The sequence below is a fragment of the Rhizobium sp. 2MFCol3.1 genome, from assembly GCF_000377565.1.
Taxonomy (GTDB): Bacteria; Pseudomonadota; Alphaproteobacteria; order Rhizobiales; family Rhizobiaceae; genus Rhizobium.
On record NZ_KB898353.1, the window covers coordinates 397,840 to 413,666 of the forward strand.

Annotated in this window: 13 protein-coding genes; 1 reads left to right on the forward strand and 12 read right to left on the reverse strand. The window is 63.0% G+C overall.

Annotation, left to right across the window (positions count from 1 at the left end; genetic code table 11):
• Nucleotide 1: 1 nt before the first annotated feature.
• From D460_RS0101645 to D460_RS0101700, 12 genes are all read right to left on the reverse strand, one after another.
• Nucleotides 2–1,657 (reverse strand): GMC family oxidoreductase N-terminal domain-containing protein, encoded by a 1,656-nt coding sequence (locus D460_RS0101645; RefSeq protein WP_018896751.1) that lies wholly within the window; start codon nucleotides 1,655–1,657, stop codon nucleotides 2–4.
• A 13-nt stretch (nucleotides 1,658–1,670) separates the two neighbouring features.
• On the reverse strand, nucleotides 1,671–2,450 hold the full coding sequence (locus tag D460_RS0101650; RefSeq protein ID WP_018896752.1) for a 3-ketoacyl-ACP reductase: 780 nt from the start codon (nucleotides 2,448–2,450) through the stop codon (nucleotides 1,671–1,673).
• The gene (locus tag D460_RS0101655) at nucleotides 2,447–3,952 is read right to left on the reverse strand and encodes a GMC family oxidoreductase (RefSeq protein WP_018896753.1); all 1,506 of its coding nucleotides are present in this window, start codon (nucleotides 3,950–3,952) and stop codon (nucleotides 2,447–2,449) included. The genes D460_RS0101650 and D460_RS0101655 overlap by 4 nt, the downstream gene beginning before the upstream one ends.
• Nucleotides 3,953–3,972: 20 nt before the next feature.
• Complete coding sequence (locus tag D460_RS0101660) at nucleotides 3,973–5,088, reverse strand: ABC transporter ATP-binding protein (protein ID WP_018896754.1); 1,116 nt, start codon at nucleotides 5,086–5,088, stop codon at nucleotides 3,973–3,975.
• A gap of 4 nt (nucleotides 5,089–5,092) precedes the next feature.
• Complete coding sequence (locus D460_RS0101665; protein WP_018896755.1) at nucleotides 5,093–6,028, reverse strand: carbohydrate ABC transporter permease; 936 nt, start codon at nucleotides 6,026–6,028, stop codon at nucleotides 5,093–5,095.
• Nucleotides 6,025–6,978: a sugar ABC transporter permease gene (locus D460_RS0101670; RefSeq protein WP_026282688.1), complete on the reverse strand. Its 954-nt coding sequence runs from the start codon at nucleotides 6,976–6,978 to the stop codon at nucleotides 6,025–6,027. Before D460_RS0101670 ends, D460_RS0101665 begins: the two co-directional genes overlap by 4 nt.
• Before the next feature lie 85 nt (nucleotides 6,979–7,063).
• Nucleotides 7,064–8,326, reverse strand: a complete 1,263-nt coding sequence (locus D460_RS0101675) for an ABC transporter substrate-binding protein (protein WP_018896757.1) — start codon at nucleotides 8,324–8,326, stop codon at nucleotides 7,064–7,066.
• Between the two features lie 104 nt (nucleotides 8,327–8,430).
• Entirely contained in the window at nucleotides 8,431–9,939 is a 1,509-nt protein-coding gene (locus tag D460_RS0101680; protein ID WP_018896758.1) for an aldehyde dehydrogenase family protein, read from the reverse strand.
• The gene (locus D460_RS0101685; RefSeq protein ID WP_018896759.1) at nucleotides 9,939–10,718 is read right to left on the reverse strand and encodes an enoyl-CoA hydratase/isomerase family protein; all 780 of its coding nucleotides are present in this window, start codon (nucleotides 10,716–10,718) and stop codon (nucleotides 9,939–9,941) included. The genes D460_RS0101680 and D460_RS0101685 overlap by 1 nt, the downstream gene beginning before the upstream one ends.
• Nucleotides 10,711–12,324, reverse strand: a complete 1,614-nt coding sequence (locus D460_RS0101690) for an acyl CoA:acetate/3-ketoacid CoA transferase (protein ID WP_018896760.1) — start codon at nucleotides 12,322–12,324, stop codon at nucleotides 10,711–10,713. Before D460_RS0101690 ends, D460_RS0101685 begins: the two co-directional genes overlap by 8 nt.
• 5 nt (nucleotides 12,325–12,329) lie before the next feature.
• The gene (locus D460_RS0101695) at nucleotides 12,330–13,334 is read right to left on the reverse strand and encodes a Gfo/Idh/MocA family oxidoreductase (RefSeq protein WP_018896761.1); all 1,005 of its coding nucleotides are present in this window, start codon (nucleotides 13,332–13,334) and stop codon (nucleotides 12,330–12,332) included.
• Nucleotides 13,331–14,377: a LacI family DNA-binding transcriptional regulator gene (locus D460_RS0101700; protein ID WP_018896762.1), complete on the reverse strand. Its 1,047-nt coding sequence runs from the start codon at nucleotides 14,375–14,377 to the stop codon at nucleotides 13,331–13,333. The genes D460_RS0101695 and D460_RS0101700 overlap by 4 nt, the downstream gene beginning before the upstream one ends.
• A gap of 271 nt (nucleotides 14,378–14,648) precedes the next feature.
• Between D460_RS0101700 and D460_RS0101705 the strand changes: the two genes are divergently transcribed.
• The gene (locus D460_RS0101705; protein ID WP_018896763.1) at nucleotides 14,649–15,815 is read left to right on the forward strand and encodes a dihydrodipicolinate synthase family protein; all 1,167 of its coding nucleotides are present in this window, start codon (nucleotides 14,649–14,651) and stop codon (nucleotides 15,813–15,815) included.
• The last annotated feature ends 12 nt before the right edge of the window (nucleotides 15,816–15,827 follow it).

Consider the following 15,827-nt stretch of genomic DNA (forward strand, 5'->3'; position numbering starts at 1 on the left):
CTTACCGAATCCCCGCCCGTGCGCGCGGGCGCGTGTCATTGCGCTCGTGCTCGAAGATGGCGCCGGGAAGCGGCAGCTTGCCGCGAATGATGTCTGAGCCCTTCTCGCCCACCATGATGGTCGGCGCGTTGGTGTTGCAGGAGGGAACGCGCGGCATCACGGAGGAATCGCAGACGCGCAGGCCTTCCAGCCCGTGCACCTTGAGATCGAGCCCGACGACCGCGTCGGCGCCCGTGCCCATCTTGCAGGTGCCGACGGGGTGGTGATCGGTCTTGGCGTTGGCGCAGCCATAGTCGAAGAGTTCATCGTCGGTCATCACCTTAGGCCCCGGAAGCCGCTCGGCCAGCACGAAGGGCTTCAGCGCTGCCTGCTGCATGATTTCTCGCGCGATCTTCAGGCCTTCCAGCGACATCGTCCGGTCATGCGGATCGGACCAGTAATTCGGATCGATCAGCGGCGCCGCCGCAGGATCGGATGATTTGAGCCTGACGGTGCCGCGTGAGCGCGGGTGGAGATAGGCCGAGTTCAGCGTCACGCCGGCGTTCTTCAGCCGCTCGACGCCCGCCTCGATGCCGGAGCCGAGGCCGAGGTGGAACTGGATATCGGGAGAACGCGCATTCGGGTCCGCGTACCAGAAACCGCCCGTCTCGAAGAGCGAGGACGCAACCGGGCCCGTGCGGAAGAGGATGTATTCCAGCCCCGCCCAGACCGTCCGGTGCAATTTCGCGACACCGTCATAGGTATGGTCGCCGGTGCATTCGCAAATAACGAAAAGGTCGAGGTGGTCCTGCAGGTTGCCGCCGACGCCGGGGAGGTCATGGTGAACCTTGACGCCGACAGATGTCAGATGATCGGCCGGGCCGATGCCGGATTGCAGCAGGAGCTTCGGCGAGCCGATGGCGCCCGATGACACCAGCACTTCGCGCTCGGCGCGGATCACCTCGGAGCCCTTGTCCGTCACGACTTCGACGCCGACGGCTCTTGTTCCCTCGATCACGATCCTGCTCACCCGGGCGCCGGTGCGGATCGTCAGGTTCTTTCGGTCCTTGATGGGCGAGAGATAGGCGAGCGACGCGGATGAACGGCGGCGGTTGCGCTGGGTCAGCTGGTAGAAGCCGACGCCCGCCTGCTGCTTGCCGTTGAAGTCGTGATTGTAGGGAATGCCGAGCTCCTGGCCGGCGCGGATATAGGCGTCGCAGATCGGCAGCGCGGAGACAGGCATCGAGACGCCGAGCGGTCCGCCATAGGCGTGGTAATCGTCGGCGAAGCGCTGGTTGTCCTCGGCGCGCTTGAAGTAGGGTAGGATCGAGCGATAGTCCCAGCCCTCACAGCCATCCTCGCTGGCCCAGAGATCGTAGTCGGCGGCATTGCCCCGGGTGTAGAGCTGGGCATTGATGGACGAGCCGCCGCCGATTACCTTTGCCTGCGTGTAGCGCAGCACGCGGCCTTTCATGTGCTTCTGCGGAACGGTTTCCCATCCCCAGCTGGCCACACCCTTGGTCATCTTGGCAAAGCCGGCCGGCATGTGGAACAGCGGATTCCAGTCGCCGCCACCGGCTTCCAGAAGCAGCACGCTGACATCTGGATCTTCGCTTAGCCTGCTGGCGAGCACGCAGCCGGCGGGACCCGCGCCCGTTATGATGTAGTCAAAGCCCATTGGTTCTATCCTGTCACAAGCGGGGAATGGAAAGGCCGCCATCGGCGTCGATGACGGTGCCGGTCGCAAAGGCGAAGGCGCCGGAGGCAAGGGCCGAGCAAATCCGACCGATGTCGTCGGCCTCGCCCCAGCGCTTCATCGGCACGAGCCCGCCTTCGATCAGCGCGTCGTATTTCGAGGTTACGCCTGCCGTCATGTCGGTGCGGATGATGCCAGGCCGGAGTTCGAAGACGGAAATGCCCGATTCCGCCAGGCGCAGCGCGAGCCCTTGAGAGAAGGCGGCAAGACCGGCCTTGCTGATGCAATAGTCCAGCCGCTCCGGCGAACTCGCCTCGGCCGATACCGAGGTGATGTTGATGATCGAGCGCGGGTGTGGCTTGTCGCCGGAGACTAGCATCGCCTTCACCACCGCCTGGGTGAAGAACACCGTGCCGCGCAGGTTCGTGGCCATGATCGCGTCGAAATTGTCAGCCGTCAGCCCGAGGAAATCGCCCCTGACCACGGCCGCCATGCCCGCATTGTTGACCAGGCAATCGATGCGACCGAAGGCCTGCAGGATCGCGTGAACGGTCTCCTCGTGCTTTTCGACGGCCGAAATATCGGCCTGCAGGTAGATCGCGTCGGCACCGTGTTGTTTCAGCTGCGCGACGGTCTCGTCCGCGGTCTCCGCGGCGCCGACGCCTGTTATCACGACATTGAAGCCTGATGTCGCCAGCGCGCCGGCAATGCCGAGCCCGATGCCGCGACGACCGCCGGTGACCACGGCTACGGGCTTGTCCGAATGCGTAGTCATGCTCTCAAATCCTTTGATGCGATGTGGTCGGCGACGCGCAGTGCCTGGCTTGCCACCGTCAAGGCCGGATTGACGGCCGCCGAGGTCGGCAGGAAGCTCGCATCGACGACGAAGAGGTTCTGGTGATCGAAGGCGCGGCAGTAGATGTCGAGGGGAGCCGACGCCGGGTCGCGGCCGATCCTGATGGTCCCGCACTGGTGCGAGGGCGTGCGCTTGTCGAATGGTCGGCTGAGCACTAGCGGAAAGCCGATCGACTTCAGGATGTCCTTGAGCTTGGAGACCAGCGAGAGATGGGCATCCCAGTTGGTGCGGTGCCATTTCAAGACGATACGGTCGCCATCGACCATCACCCGGCTTTCCGGATTGGGAACGTCCTCGCTCATGGCGTAAAAGTCGATCGCATGGCCGGTGATCCGATTGAGCAGCCATTCCGGGACATTCGGCAGCGATCCCTTCAATACCTTGCCGGAGATGCGGCCGAGCAGCTGGACATTGCCGAGCGGCGGTCCGCCATTGCCGTCGGACAGATAGAAATCGTTGAAGGCGAAGGTCTTCTGGTAGATCGAGGTGTTGCGATATCGGGGCGAGACGCCGATCACGGCCGAGGAGTTGTGGTTCATGAAGTTGCGCCCGACCTGGCCCGATGAATTGGCGAGGCCTTCCGGAAACCGGTCACTTGCCGAGCGCAGCAAGAGCACGGCGGATTGCACGGCGCCGGCGCTCAGGATCACGAGCTTTGGATGAAGCGTTCGGGTTTCGCCGCCCTGGCGGTAAGTGACGCCAGAGATGCGGCCGTCCGCATCCGCTTCCAGCTTGATGACGGGAGAGTTGGTCTGAAGGCGGACATTGTCGTGTTGCAGCGCCTGCGACAGGGCCGCCGTCTCCGCATCCATCTTGCCGTCGTCAGAGTTCGGATGCGCGTCCCAAGGGGTCGGCGCCTTCGCCAGCCACTTGTCGATATCGACACCCAAGGGGAGCGAGAAAGGGTGCAGACCCTTCGCCTTCAGTCGCGCCCTGACATCGGCGATGGCGGGTTCTTCGCGCACTGGCGGGTAGTCATAAGGTGTCGAGTGCGAAGGTTCCGTTGGATCGTCGCCGAGCGCGCCGCGCACACGGTACAGTTTTTCGGCTCGGCCATACCACGGCTCCAGTTCCCCATAGGGAAACGGCCAAGCCGGCGACACGCCTTCGCGGTGATGGATTTCTTCGAAATCCTCGCGGCGGTAGCGCGAGAGCACGGCGCCGAAGAATTTCGAGTTGCCGCCGACATTGTAGTAGTTGCCGGGATTGAAGCCGGTGCCGTCGGCCTCGTACCAGGTCTCCTTCGGGCGGAAATGGCCGCGCTGGAAGATCGCCCGCTGGTCGCGGTTGACGGGGTGGTCGGCGATCCGTTCGCCGGCTTCGAGAATGAGGATCTCGGCGCCGGTGGCAGCTAGCCCGGCAGCGACGGTCGCGCCACCGATGCCCGAGCCGATGATGACGATATCAGGTGTTCTGTTCATATTGCTGTCCCGCCGTCAGATCACGCGATCCGCGCCTGGCTCTGCGGGTCGAAGAAGACCACCTTGTCGAGGTTGAATGCCAGTCGTGCGTTCTGGCCGGGCTGAATGCGGGCATCGGCGCGCAGGCGGGCGACGACCTCCTTGCCGCCGAGTTTCGTCACCGCGAATGTGTCTGACCCGGCCGGCTCGACGACGTCGATCAGGCAATCGCCTTCGGCAAGTGTCCGCGCGTTGCGGTCGGCGCCGTCGGGGTCGGTCAGCGCTTCCGGCCGGATGCCGAAGACGATCTGCCGGCCTGCATGCGCCTGCAGCGCTTCGCGGCCCGGTGCGATCGGCAAGCGGATCGGATCGCCGCTCGGACGGGCGAGCGACACGGAGAGGCCTGTCGCGCCCTGTTCGATAGTGCCGGACAAGAGGTTCATGGCCGGAGAACCCATGAAGTCGGCAACGAACATGTTGGCGGGGTTGTTGTAGATCTCAGCCGGGGTGCCGAACTGCTGCACCTCGCCATCCTTCATCACGGCGATCTTGGTGGCGAGCGTCATCGCCTCGATCTGGTCGTGCGTGACGTAGACGATCGTCTTGCCGGTCGCTTGGTGCAGGCGCTTGATCTCGATGCGCATGTCGACGCGCAGCTTGGCGTCGAGGTTGGAGAGCGGCTCGTCGAACAAGAAGAGCTTGGGATCGCGCACCAGCGCGCGTCCCATGGCGACGCGCTGCCGCTGGCCGCCGGAAAGCTGACTCGGCTTGCGGTCCAGCAGATGTCCGATCTGCAGCACCTTGGCGACCTTGTCGATCGCGGCCTTGCGCTCGTCGGCCGGCACGCCGCGCATTTCCATGCCGAAGGAGATGTTTCCCGCCACCGTCATGTTCGGGTAGAGCGCGTAGCTCTGGAACACCATGGCGATGTCGCGCTTGGACGGATGCAGGTCCGAGATGCTGCGGCCATCGACGCTGATGTCGCCCTCGGTGATGGCCTCCAGCCCGGCAATGGTGTTGAGCAGCGTGGACTTGCCGCAGCCGGACGGGCCGACCAGCACCAGGAAGCCGCCCTTTTCCAGCTCAAGATCGATGCCCTTGAGGATTTCCAGTGCGCCGAAACGCTTTCTGAGGCCTGAGATTTCGAGAAAAGCCATGGGATTATCCTTTGACCGCGCCCGCCATCAGACCGCGAACGAAGTAGCGGCCGGCGAGGATGTAAACGAGAAGCGTGGGCATGGCGGCGATCATCGCGGCGGCCATGTTGACATTGTATTCGACCACACCGGTCGAGGTGTTGACGACGTTGTTCAGCGCCACGGTCATCGGCATGGACTCGCCGGTTCCCGCATAGGCGGATGCGAACAGGAAGTCGTTCCAGATGTTGGTGAACTGGTAGATCACGGTCACGACGATGATCGGCAGCGAGTTCGGCAGCATGATGCGGCGGAAGATCTGGAAGAAGCTCGCGCCATCCACCTGCGCCGCGCGCACCAGTTCGGTCGGAAATGCCTCGTAGTAGTTGCGGAAGAACAGCGTCGTGAAGCCGAGACCATAGACGACGTGGACGATGACCAGATTGACCGTCGGATTGCCGAAGCCGAGCGACATGCCGATATCATTGGTGAGCATGTTGCCGAAGCGACCGAGGCTGCCGAGAATGGTTGCCATCGGCAAAAGCACCGACTGGAACGGAATGAAGCAGGCAAAAAGCATCAGTCCGAAGACCAGCGTGTGGCCGGGGAAGCGCCACTTGGTGAGCACGTAGCCATTCAGCGCGCCAAGAATGGTGGAGATGGCGACGGCGGGAACGACCATCTTGATCGAGTTCCAGAAATAACCCTTGATGCCGGCGCAAGTGAGGCCGACGCAGGTTTCGCCCCAGGCCTTGATCCATGGCTCGAAGGTCGGCGCCGCCGGCAGCGACAACATGTTGCCGCCCTGGATCTCGTCCATCGTCTTGAACGAGGTGACCAACATGACGAAGAGCGGCATCAGGTAGATGATCGCGAAGATCGCGAGTACGCCGTAGATGAAGATGCGGTTGAACATCCGCATGCGTGCCATGTGGGAGGCATCCGATGTGACCGTGCTCATCGCGATTTCTCCCGCAGTTCCGAATAAAGATAGGGAATGATGATGGCCGAGATGGTCATCAGCATGATCACGGCGCTGGCCGAGCCGACGGCCATTTCGTTACGCTTGAAGGTGTATTCATACATGAAGTTGGACGGCAGCCAGGCCGAGCCGCCGGGGCCGCCAGAGGTCAGCGCGACCACAAGGTCGTAGGACTTGATCGCCATGTGCGCGAGCACGATGAAGGCGGATAGGAACACGGGCCTCAGAAGCGGAATGATGATGCGGCGATAGAGCTGCACCGTCGAGGCGCCATCGATCTGAGCCGCCTTCATGATCTCGCTGTCGATGCCGCGAAGGCCCGCCAGGAACATCGCCATGACGAAGCCCGAGGCCTGCCAGACGCCGGCGATGACAACGGTGTAGATCACGAAGTCCTTGTTCTTGATCCAGTCGAAGTGAAAGCTCGTCCAGCCGAAATGGTGCAACGTCTGCTCCAGCCCGAGGCCCGGATCGAGGAACCATTTCCAGGCAACCCCTGTCACGATGAAGGAGAGCGCCATCGGATAGAGGAAGATCGGCCGCAGAATGCCTTCGCCGCGGATCTTCTGGTCGAGCAGGATGGCGAGCAGCAGCCCGAGGCCCAGGCAAATCGCGATATAGAGGAAGCCGAAGATCCCCATATTGGTGATCGACGTGTACCAGGACGACGGCGGATCGCTCTCGAAGGTCCAGCGCCAGAGCCGTTGATAGGCGCGAGGCCCGGTCAGCGCGTAGGACGGGAAGGTCTTTGAATTGGTGAAGGACAGATAGACCGTCCAGAGGATGAAGCCGTAGACGAAGACCAGCGTGATTGCGAAGCTCGGCGCAAGCACGATTTTCGGCAGCGCGTCCTGCAGCCAGCCGCGCATGGAAAACGACGTTCCGCGCTGCGCTGTGACTTCTGGTTTGGTGGTAGCGATAGTGCTCATAACATTCATCCCCCTCCCAAGGGTGACGTTGGCAGTCGACATCTTCCCCGCCATCTGAGCCGGGGAAGACCATGCTCGGAGCCGATTACTTGGCGTCGTCGATTGCCTTCACGAGTTCCTCGACAGCCTGGTCGGAGGTCTTGATCTGGCCGTGAACGAACTTCGAGACGACGTCCTTGTAGGCGTTGGCAACGGCCGGAGGCGCGCCATAGCCCTGTGCCAGCGAGCCGAACAGCGTGCCGCCTTCGTTGGCTGCCTTCAGGTCGGCGATACCCTTCTTGCCGCAGGCGTCGAAGTCGGTATCCGGCACGTCGGTACGGGCGGGAACCGAGCCCTTGACGACGTTGAAGGCCGACTGGAAGCTCTTCGACAGCGTTGCCGTCGCAAGCGCCACCTGAGCGGCCTTGCGATCGTCGGGAACATTGAACATGCCGAACATGTCGGAGTTGTAGATCACGCTGCCGTCGGTGCCGGGGAAGCGGTAGCAAAGGAAGTCGGTGTCGGGGGTCTTTTTGGCTGCGACGAATTCGCCCTTGGCCCAGTCACCCATGACCTGCACCAGCGCATCACCCTTGATGACCATCGCGGTCGCAAGGTTCCAGTCACGGCCGGAGAAGTTCGGATCGACATACTTGATCAGCGTGGCCAGGTTGTCGAAGGATTTCTTCATCGTGTCGGACTTCAGCGACTCCTCATCGAGTTCGTTGAAGGCCTTCTTGTAGAACTCCGGTCCGCCGGTCGAGAGCACGACGCTGTCGAACATGGTGGCTTCCTGCCAGTTCTGACCGCCGAGAGCGAGCGGCGTGACGCCGGCAGCCTTTGCCTTGTCGAGCAGGGCTACGAGGTCTTCGAAGGTCTTCGGCTGCGTGCCGCCGATCTTGTCCATCACGGCCTTGTTGATCCAGAGCCAATTGACGGAGTGAACGTTGACTGGAGCTGCGACCCACTTGCCGTCATAGACGGAGAACTTCTGCAGCGCTGCCGGAACCGACTTGTCCCAGCCTTCCTTCTTCGCGGTTTCGGTGAGATCGCCCATCACACCTGCTTGCGCGTAGTCGAGAACGGTGTAGCCGAGCATCTGCGAAGCGGTCGGGTAGGTGCCTGCCGCAACCATCGCCTTCAGCGCGGTCATCGCGGCGTCGCCACCGCCGCCGGCGACGGGCACGTCTTTCCACGCGTAGCCTTCCTTCGCCAGGTCGCCCTTCAGTACGTTGAGCGCGGCAGCTTCGCCACCCGACGTCCACCAATGCAGCATCTGCACTTCCTTGACATCGGCAGCGCGGGCCAAACCGCCCACAGCACCAACTGCCAATGCGACCACGGCGGTCGCCGTTAGAAATCTGCGCATTTGAAAACCTCCCGTTTTCAAGTTCGCGAAACGAGACCCATTCTCGTTCCGTATCCCCCGCCCTCCTCGAGCGTGGTTTCTGCAGACCGGCTCCCCGCCGGCTGTCAGTTCCTGGGCATCCACCAGTTTGTGCGGCTGCCGATATGCATGTTGAGCGTCTTCGTCTCGGTGTAATCCTCGACCGCATGGCGGCCGAGTTCGCGTCCGAGGCCGGACTGCTTGTATCCCCCGAACGGCAGCTCCGATGCGCCGTCCATGAATGTGTTCATCCAGACGGTTCCCGCGCGTACTCTACGCCCGATCGTCAGGCATGTATCGAAATCCTTGCTCCAGACGCCGGCCGAGAGGCCGTAATCGATGGAGTTGGCGATCTCGATCGCTTCGTCGGTGGTCTCGAAGGTGAGGACGGAAAGAACGGGGCCGAACACCTCCTCGCGCGCGACCGTCATCCCCGGCGTGACCTGAGAGAGAATGGTCGGCGCCATGAACTGGCCCATGCCGAGATCCAGCGCCCCGCCGCCATGGGCGATTTCGGCGCCGGCGCTCTTTGCCGCCGCGACATAGCCGGCGATCTTGTCGAAATGCTGCGGCGTGATGATCGCGCCGACCTGCGTGGTCGGGTCGAGGGGATCACCGACCTTCACATGCTTGGCGAGCGCCGCCACGCGCGCCACGACATCGCCGGCGATGGACTTGTGCAGGATCAGCCGCGAGCCTGCATTGCAGCATTCGCCGGCGTTGAAATAGGCGCCGAACACGGCCGCGTCGATGAAGGCATCGAGATCGGCATCCGGGAAGACGATCTGCGGGTTTTTGCCGCCGAGCTCCAGCGAAACCTTCTTCAGCGTTTGCGCCGCATTGGTCATCGTCAGCTTACCAACGCCGGTCGAGCCGGTGAACGAAACCATGTCGACGTCGGGATGCGACGTCATGATCGCGCCGACTTCGGCGCCCGTGCCGGTGACGATATTGACGACGCCATCGGGAACGCCGGCTTCCTGCAGGATTTCGCCGAGCACGATCGTCGAGCCCGATGTCAGTTCCGATGGCTTGACCACGCAGGTGCAGCCCGCGGCCAGCGCGAAGGGCAGCTTCTGGCCGACGATCAGGAACGGGAAATTCCACGGCGTGATGATCGAGACGACACCGATCGCCTCGCGCAGCACGACACCCAGAGTGCCGTCGCCGAGCGTGTTGTAGCTTTCGCCATGCAGATCGCGGGCAAGTGCGGCAGCATAGCGCCAGATATCGACCGATCCCGCGATCTCGCCCTTGACCTGAGAGATCGGTTTGCCGGCCTCGATCGCATCGAGATAGGCGAGTTCGTCGGCCCTGGCGGCAATGAGGTCGGCGGCCTTGAGCAGGATGGCGGAGCGCTCCGATGCCGTCATGCGCGGCCAGGGGCCGGTGTCGAACGACTTGCGGGCAGCGGCAATCGCGCGCTCGGCGTCGGCCTTGGAACCGGCCTGAAAGCGGCTGATGACGACGCCGTGGCTCGGCGCGACACGTTCGATCGGCGCGGCATTGCCGGAGATCCACTTGCCGTCGATCAGCATCTTGAAGTCGCGGACCGTCTGATTGGCAAGCGCCTTCGGGGTGACCAGAACCGTCATTACCATTCTCCCTTGAACTGTGCAGGGCGTTTCTCGCTGAATGCGGTCACGCCTTCTTTGAGGTCGCCCGTTTTGGCGACCAGGATCGAGCCGAGCGCTTCAACCGCCGTACCATTGTCCTCGCCATTGGCCGACGCGATCATCAGCTTGGTGATCTCGAGTGCCGCCGGTCCGCGTGTCGCGACGCGGCGCGCGTAGTCCCGTGCCGCATCGACTGCGGTGCCGGTGGCGACGACCATGTCGACCATGCCGAACTGGCGGGCTTCCTCGGCGGTGAAGATCTCGCCGCCCAGTGCCATGCGGCGGACGATCTGCGCGCCGAACCGCTTGACGAGGCGCTGCGTGCCCGACCAGCCGGGGATCATGCCGAGGCCGGTTTCCGGAAGGCCGATCTTGATCTGCTCTTCGGCAATCCTGATATCGGCAAGGCCGGCAAGCTCCAGCCCGCCGCCGAGCGCGTGGCCGTTCAGCGCCGCGATCAGGGGAACGCGAAGCGTGGCGAGACGTTCGAAGACACGATGGCCGTAGCGCACCCAGGCGTGCCCGAACTCCTGCGGCGCCATGTGCCCCCAGGCCTTGATATCGCCGCCCGCCGAGAAGGCCTTGCCTTCGCCGGTGATGATGGCGACATGCACATCCGGATTGACTTCCACCGCATCAGCGGCTTCCGATAAAGCCTTCAGCATGTCGAGGTCGAGCGCGTTCAGCTTCTCGGGCCGCGATACCGTCATGATGGCAAGTGAGCCGTCGATGTCGACGCGCACGGTTCCGCTAGTCATGGAAGGTGCCCTCCAGAACGCGGGCGCTTTTCACCGGCAGCGACAATCCGATCGGCTCTTCGGAAAACAGTCTGGCGTCCATCACCTTGAGGTCCGTGGCGACCAAGAGCGGGAATTCCGACTGATCCAGAATATGCGTCTGCAGGTCGATTCCGGGTGCGATTTCGGTCAGGACGATCCCGTCGGCGGTGAGCTTCATCACGCAGCGCTCGGTCACGTAGGTGATGTCCTGCCCCTGTTCGATCGCGCGGCGGCCGGAGAAGGTCACGTGTTCGACCTCGTTGACCAGCTTCTTCAGCTTGCCTTCCTTCTCGATCACAAGCTTGCCATCGGCGATGCCGAGTTTGGCGCCGGCATTGAACATGCCGGAGAAGACAATCTTGCGGGCGCGAGCGGTGATATCGACGAAGCCGCCGGCTCCGGCCGTCACATGAGGGCGGAAGGAGAGCTTCGAGACGTTGACCGAGCCATCCCGGCCGATCTCCAGGAAGGACAATAGCGACGCGTCGAAACCGCCACCCTGGAAATAGGTGAACTGATAGGGCGACGGCATGTACGCGTCGGCGTTGGAAGCGCAGCCAAAGGCGAAGTCGAGCAGTGGAACGCCACCGACCGCGCCTTGCTCGATCACCCACGTAACGGCCCCGTGCTGACCCTCTTCCATCAGGATGCGCGGCACGTTCGCCGAGATGCCGAAGCCGAGATTGACGCAGCTATTGGCCTGCAGTTCCTGCGCGACGCGACGCGCGATCACCTTCTGGATGTTGAATTCGGGCACGCGGAACGTGTCGAGCGGGCGGAAGATTTCGCCTGAAATCGCGGGATCGTAGAGCGTCTGCGTCGTCTGCTTCTGTTCGGGATCGACGATGACGTAGTCCACCAGCATGCCCGGCACGCGCACGTCGTGCGGCTTCAGCGAACCCTGCTTGGTGATGCGCTTGACCTGCGCGATGACGATGCCGCCATTGTTGCGCGCCGCGAGCGCCTGGTCGAGCCCGCCTAGATAGGCGCCCTCGTGCTCATAGGTCAGGTTGCCGTGCTCGTCGGCCGTCGTCGCCCTGACGATCGTGACATCGGGCCTGATCGCCGGGAAAAACAGCCAGTCGTCGCCCTCGAAGGAGACACGCTTGACCACGGGCGTTTCCTGAGCGGCGGCGTTCATCGCGCAGCCCTGACGCTTCGGGTCCACGAAGGTGTCCATGCCGACTTTCGTCAGAACGCCGGGTCGCTTGGCGGCTGCCTCGCGGTGCATGTCGAACATCACGCCGGAGGGAATGTTGTAGGCCGGAATCTCGTTGCCTGATATCATCTGCCAGATCAGCGGCGGTTCGGCGGTCGATGGGCCGGAAGGGTAGGAGCCGCCGATGATGCGCTTCAGCAAGCCCTTGCGCGCGATGTGGTCTATGCCCTTGATCCCGCTCATGTCGCCAGCGGCGATCGGGTGCAGCGTGGTGATCTCGCGCGGATGACCTGTTGCTTCGAAACGTTCGCCGATCGCTTTCAGCATCAGGTCGGGGCAGCCAAGGCCGCTGGACGAGGAAACCGAAACGACGGCGCCATCGGGGATCAGGTCAGCGGCTTGCGAAGGGGTGATGTGCTTGTTCATCGCGTTCAAAGTCCTGTCTTGACCGGCACCGCAGCACCCGTGCGCGCCGCTTGCGCGACCGCGAGGCCCGTCGCCAGCGACCAGATGCCATCCCTGGCCGTTGCCGACGGCCTGCCATTGCCGGCGACGGCGGCGTGAAACGCGGCAAGCGCGGTCTCGTAGAGATTGCCTCCGGTAACCGGCAGCGACTGCTCGCCTTCGGCAGTCCGCAAGGTCACCGTGCCATCCGGCCGCTGGGTCATGACATTGCGGCCGATCAGCGAGCCCTCGGTGCCGTGCACCTCGAAACCGGTCTCGGCGTATTTCGTGGTGAAACCGTCGTGGAACTGGGCGATGATATCGTCCTCGAAGCGCATGACGCCCATCACGGCGTCTTCCAGACCTTCCTTGCCCATGCCACCCGCCTGCGAGAACGCAATCACCTCGACCGGGTTTCGTCCTAGCACGTAGCGCAGCGTGTCCGTGTCATGGACGGTGATGTCGAGAATGACGCCGCCGCCGGCCTGCGGCTTGTCGAGCCGCCAGCCCTGCAGATGCGGCGGCAGGTAGACGGCGTGGAACACGCGCGCCGAGAGCGGCTTTCCGATCTTGCCGGCCGCGATTGCGTCACGCATCGCGGTGTGGGTCGAGGCATTGCGCAGGTGGTGGTTGGTGGCGAGAACGACGCCTGCCTCATCGGCGGCCTTCGCCATCGCGTGGGCATCATCGAGAGACAGAGCCAGCGGCTTTTCGCAGAGAATGTGCTTGCCTGCGCGCGCGGCGGCGATTGCCTGAGCGCAGTGCAGCTCGTTGGTGGTCGAGATATAGACGGCATCGATCTCGGGGTCGGAGAGCAGAGCGTCGAGATCGGAGACATGCTTGCCGATATTGTTCTCGGCGGCATAGGAGCTGGCGCGCTCCGGGCTGGTGCTCATCACGGAGACGACCTCGCCGCCGGTGGCGCGAATTGCTCCGATCACCCATTCGCGCGCGATCGTACTCGCGCCGATGAGACCCCAACGAACCGTCATGCCATTCTCCTCCCAGGCTTGTTCATCGCCGCGCCGCAGCTTTCGCGCACGATCAGGCGCACCGAGCTCACGGCCGATTCCGCTTCCGGTTTCCCGGCGTTGATCTGCTTCAGCAGCATCTGTGCTGCGCGTTGGCCGATCCCCTGCGGATCGACCGAGATGGTGGTGAGTGCCGGCACCGTGGTCTTCGCCTCGATCACATCGTCGAAACCGACGACGGCGAAGTCCTTGCCGGGCTCGATGCGGCGCGCTCTCAGCCCATCGCAGACGCCGAAGGCAACCGCATCGTTGAAGCAGACGGCGGCCGTCGGCGGCTCGGGCATGGCCATGGCGCGGGCAAGCGCATCGACGCCGCCGGCGCGCGATGGCGCGGACGAGACGACCAGCTCTTCTTGGAAGCCGGTGCCGGTTTTCGACATGGCGTCGCGATAGCCGCCCAGGCGCTCGTCGAAGACGGCGGTGTCCGGGAAGCCTCCGACGAATGCGATACGGCTGTGGCCGAGCGCGGCCAGATGTTCGACGGCGGCAAAGGTGCCGGCATGATTGTCGGAGACGAGCGATGAGACCTTGGCACCGGGAATGTTGCGCACGACGAGCACGACCGGAATGCCGGCCATGACAAGCGGCTTCAGGTCGACAGCTTCGGTCCCGCGCGCCGGCGAGATGATCAGGCCCGAGACGCCATGCTCGCGCATCGAGGCGATAACCTCGCGCTGGCGATCGATGCTTTCGCTGGTGTTGGACAGGAACTGCACGAAGCCGGCCGACTGCACCACCGTGTCGACGCCCACGGCCAGTTCGGCGAAGAAGCTGTTGGTCAGATCGTTGACGACGATGCCGATGATCTTCGATCGCGCATTCGCCTGGCGAAGGTTCGCCGCGCCGCGATTGTAGACGTAGCCAAGTTCCCGCATCACGGCGTTGACCTTCGTGCGGGTGCTTTCATTCACCAGGGGCGAGGCTTGCAGCACCAGCGAAACTGTCGACTTGGAAACGCCGGCAGCCTTCGCGATGTCGATGACGGTGACCCGTCCCTTGCCCATGAATGTCCTCCCTTGGTCTGCGCCAATTTTCACTGTTAATAATTGGAACGTTCCAACTTTGTCAAGCGGAGTTAACCGAGCGATGCCGATGTCTGTGGGAGAATTCACCGGAAAGCATCTGTTGCGGTGCAAAATGGCGCAAAACAATCAATTTCTTCGCAGGCTTTCGCGTCGAAAGCGTCAAGAGACGCCTTGCTTTTGACGTCGAAAACAGGCTTGCAATTTGGAACGATCCAAATTATTGCATTGTCCACGTCTTGAGGAGGACCCCATGAGCTTGACCTTGAATCTGCCTGACGCCGATGGTGCCGTTCGCGAATATCGCCTTGTCGGAACCCCGATCGAGCGGCCGTCCAAGCCACCGGTATTCAATCGGATTGCCTATGCGGCGGCGCACGTCGTTTCCGATCCGCGCCGGGATTTCGACCCCTGGGGGAAGCCGGCGATCGACTGGGATACGACGATCGCTTTCAGACGCCATCTCTGGAGCCTGGGTTTCAAGATCGCCGAAGCCATGGACACCTCCCAGCGCGGGATGGGGCTCGATTGGGCGGGCGCGCAGGAACTCATTCGCCGTTCGCTCGAAGAGGCGCGCCATGTCGAAGGTGCCGATCTTGCCTGCGGCGCCGGCACGGACCATCTCGCGGCCGCCGATGCGCGCTCGCTGGACGACGTGATCAAGGCCTACGAGACGCAGATCGAATTTGTGGAGAAGAACGGTGGCCGCGCCATCATGATGGCGAGCCGCGCGCTTGCCCGCGTCGCCAAGTCGCCCGACGATTACATCAAGGTCTATAGCCGCATTCTCTCGCAGGCGAAGGACAAGGTCGTCCTGCACTGGCTGGGCGACATGTTCGATCCCAACCTTGCCGGCTATTGGGGGAGCGCTGAATTCGAGCCGGCGCTCGCGTGCGCGCTCGATATCATCAAGGAAAACCGGAGCAAGGTCGAGGGCATCAAGATCTCGTTGCTCGACAACGCCAAGGAAGTGCAGCTTCGCGATCGGCTTCCCGAGGGCGTCATGTGCTTCACCGGTGACGACTTCAATTACGCCGAACTGATTGAGGGTGATGGCAAGCGCTACAGCCACGCGCTTCTCGGCATTTTCGACGCCGTGGCGCCGTCTGCTTCGAAGGCGCTTGCGTCGCTGGCTGCGGGCGATACCACGACCTTCCGCTCGGTAATCGAGCCGACGGTGCCGCTGTCGCGCAAGATCTTCGAGGCGCCGACGCAATATTACAAGGCGGGCGTGGTCTTCTTGGCGTGGCTGAACGGCCATCAGAGCCATTTCAGCCTGCCCGCCGGCATGCAATCGGCGCGCGGCATCAATCACTATGCGGATATCTTCCGCTTGGCTGACAAGGCAAATGTGCTCGATAAGCCGGAGCTGGCGACTGAGCGCATGAAGAACTTCGTCGGTGTCTTCGGCGTGCAATAAGCCAGGCGGAAG

Coding starts and splice junctions, on each gene's coding strand:
- D460_RS0101665 (WP_018896755.1), bottom strand. CDS start 6,028: ATGAGCACGGTCACATCGGATGCCTCCCACATGGCACGCATGCGGATG.
- D460_RS0101680 (WP_018896758.1), bottom strand. CDS start 9,939: ATGACGGTTCTGGTCACCCCGAAGGCGCTTGCCAATCAGACGGTCCGC.
- D460_RS0101695 (WP_018896761.1), bottom strand. CDS start 13,334: ATGACGGTTCGTTGGGGTCTCATCGGCGCGAGTACGATCGCGCGCGAA.
- D460_RS0101655 (WP_018896753.1), bottom strand. CDS start 3,952: ATGAACAGAACACCTGATATCGTCATCATCGGCTCGGGCATCGGTGGC.
- D460_RS0101700 (WP_018896762.1), bottom strand. CDS start 14,377: ATGGGCAAGGGACGGGTCACCGTCATCGACATCGCGAAGGCTGCCGGC.
- D460_RS0101660 (WP_018896754.1), bottom strand. CDS start 5,088: ATGGCTTTTCTCGAAATCTCAGGCCTCAGAAAGCGTTTCGGCGCACTG.
- D460_RS0101675 (WP_018896757.1), bottom strand. CDS start 8,326: ATGCGCAGATTTCTAACGGCGACCGCCGTGGTCGCATTGGCAGTTGGT.
- D460_RS0101690 (WP_018896760.1), bottom strand. CDS start 12,324: ATGAACAAGCACATCACCCCTTCGCAAGCCGCTGACCTGATCCCCGAT.
- D460_RS0101685 (WP_018896759.1), bottom strand. CDS start 10,718: ATGACTAGCGGAACCGTGCGCGTCGACATCGACGGCTCACTTGCCATC.
- D460_RS0101705 (WP_018896763.1), top strand. CDS start 14,649: ATGAGCTTGACCTTGAATCTGCCTGACGCCGATGGTGCCGTTCGCGAA.
- D460_RS0101650 (WP_018896752.1), bottom strand. CDS start 2,450: ATGACTACGCATTCGGACAAGCCCGTAGCCGTGGTCACCGGCGGTCGT.
- D460_RS0101645 (WP_018896751.1), bottom strand. CDS start 1,657: ATGGGCTTTGACTACATCATAACGGGCGCGGGTCCCGCCGGCTGCGTG.
- D460_RS0101670 (WP_026282688.1), bottom strand. CDS start 6,978: ATGAGCACTATCGCTACCACCAAACCAGAAGTCACAGCGCAGCGCGGA.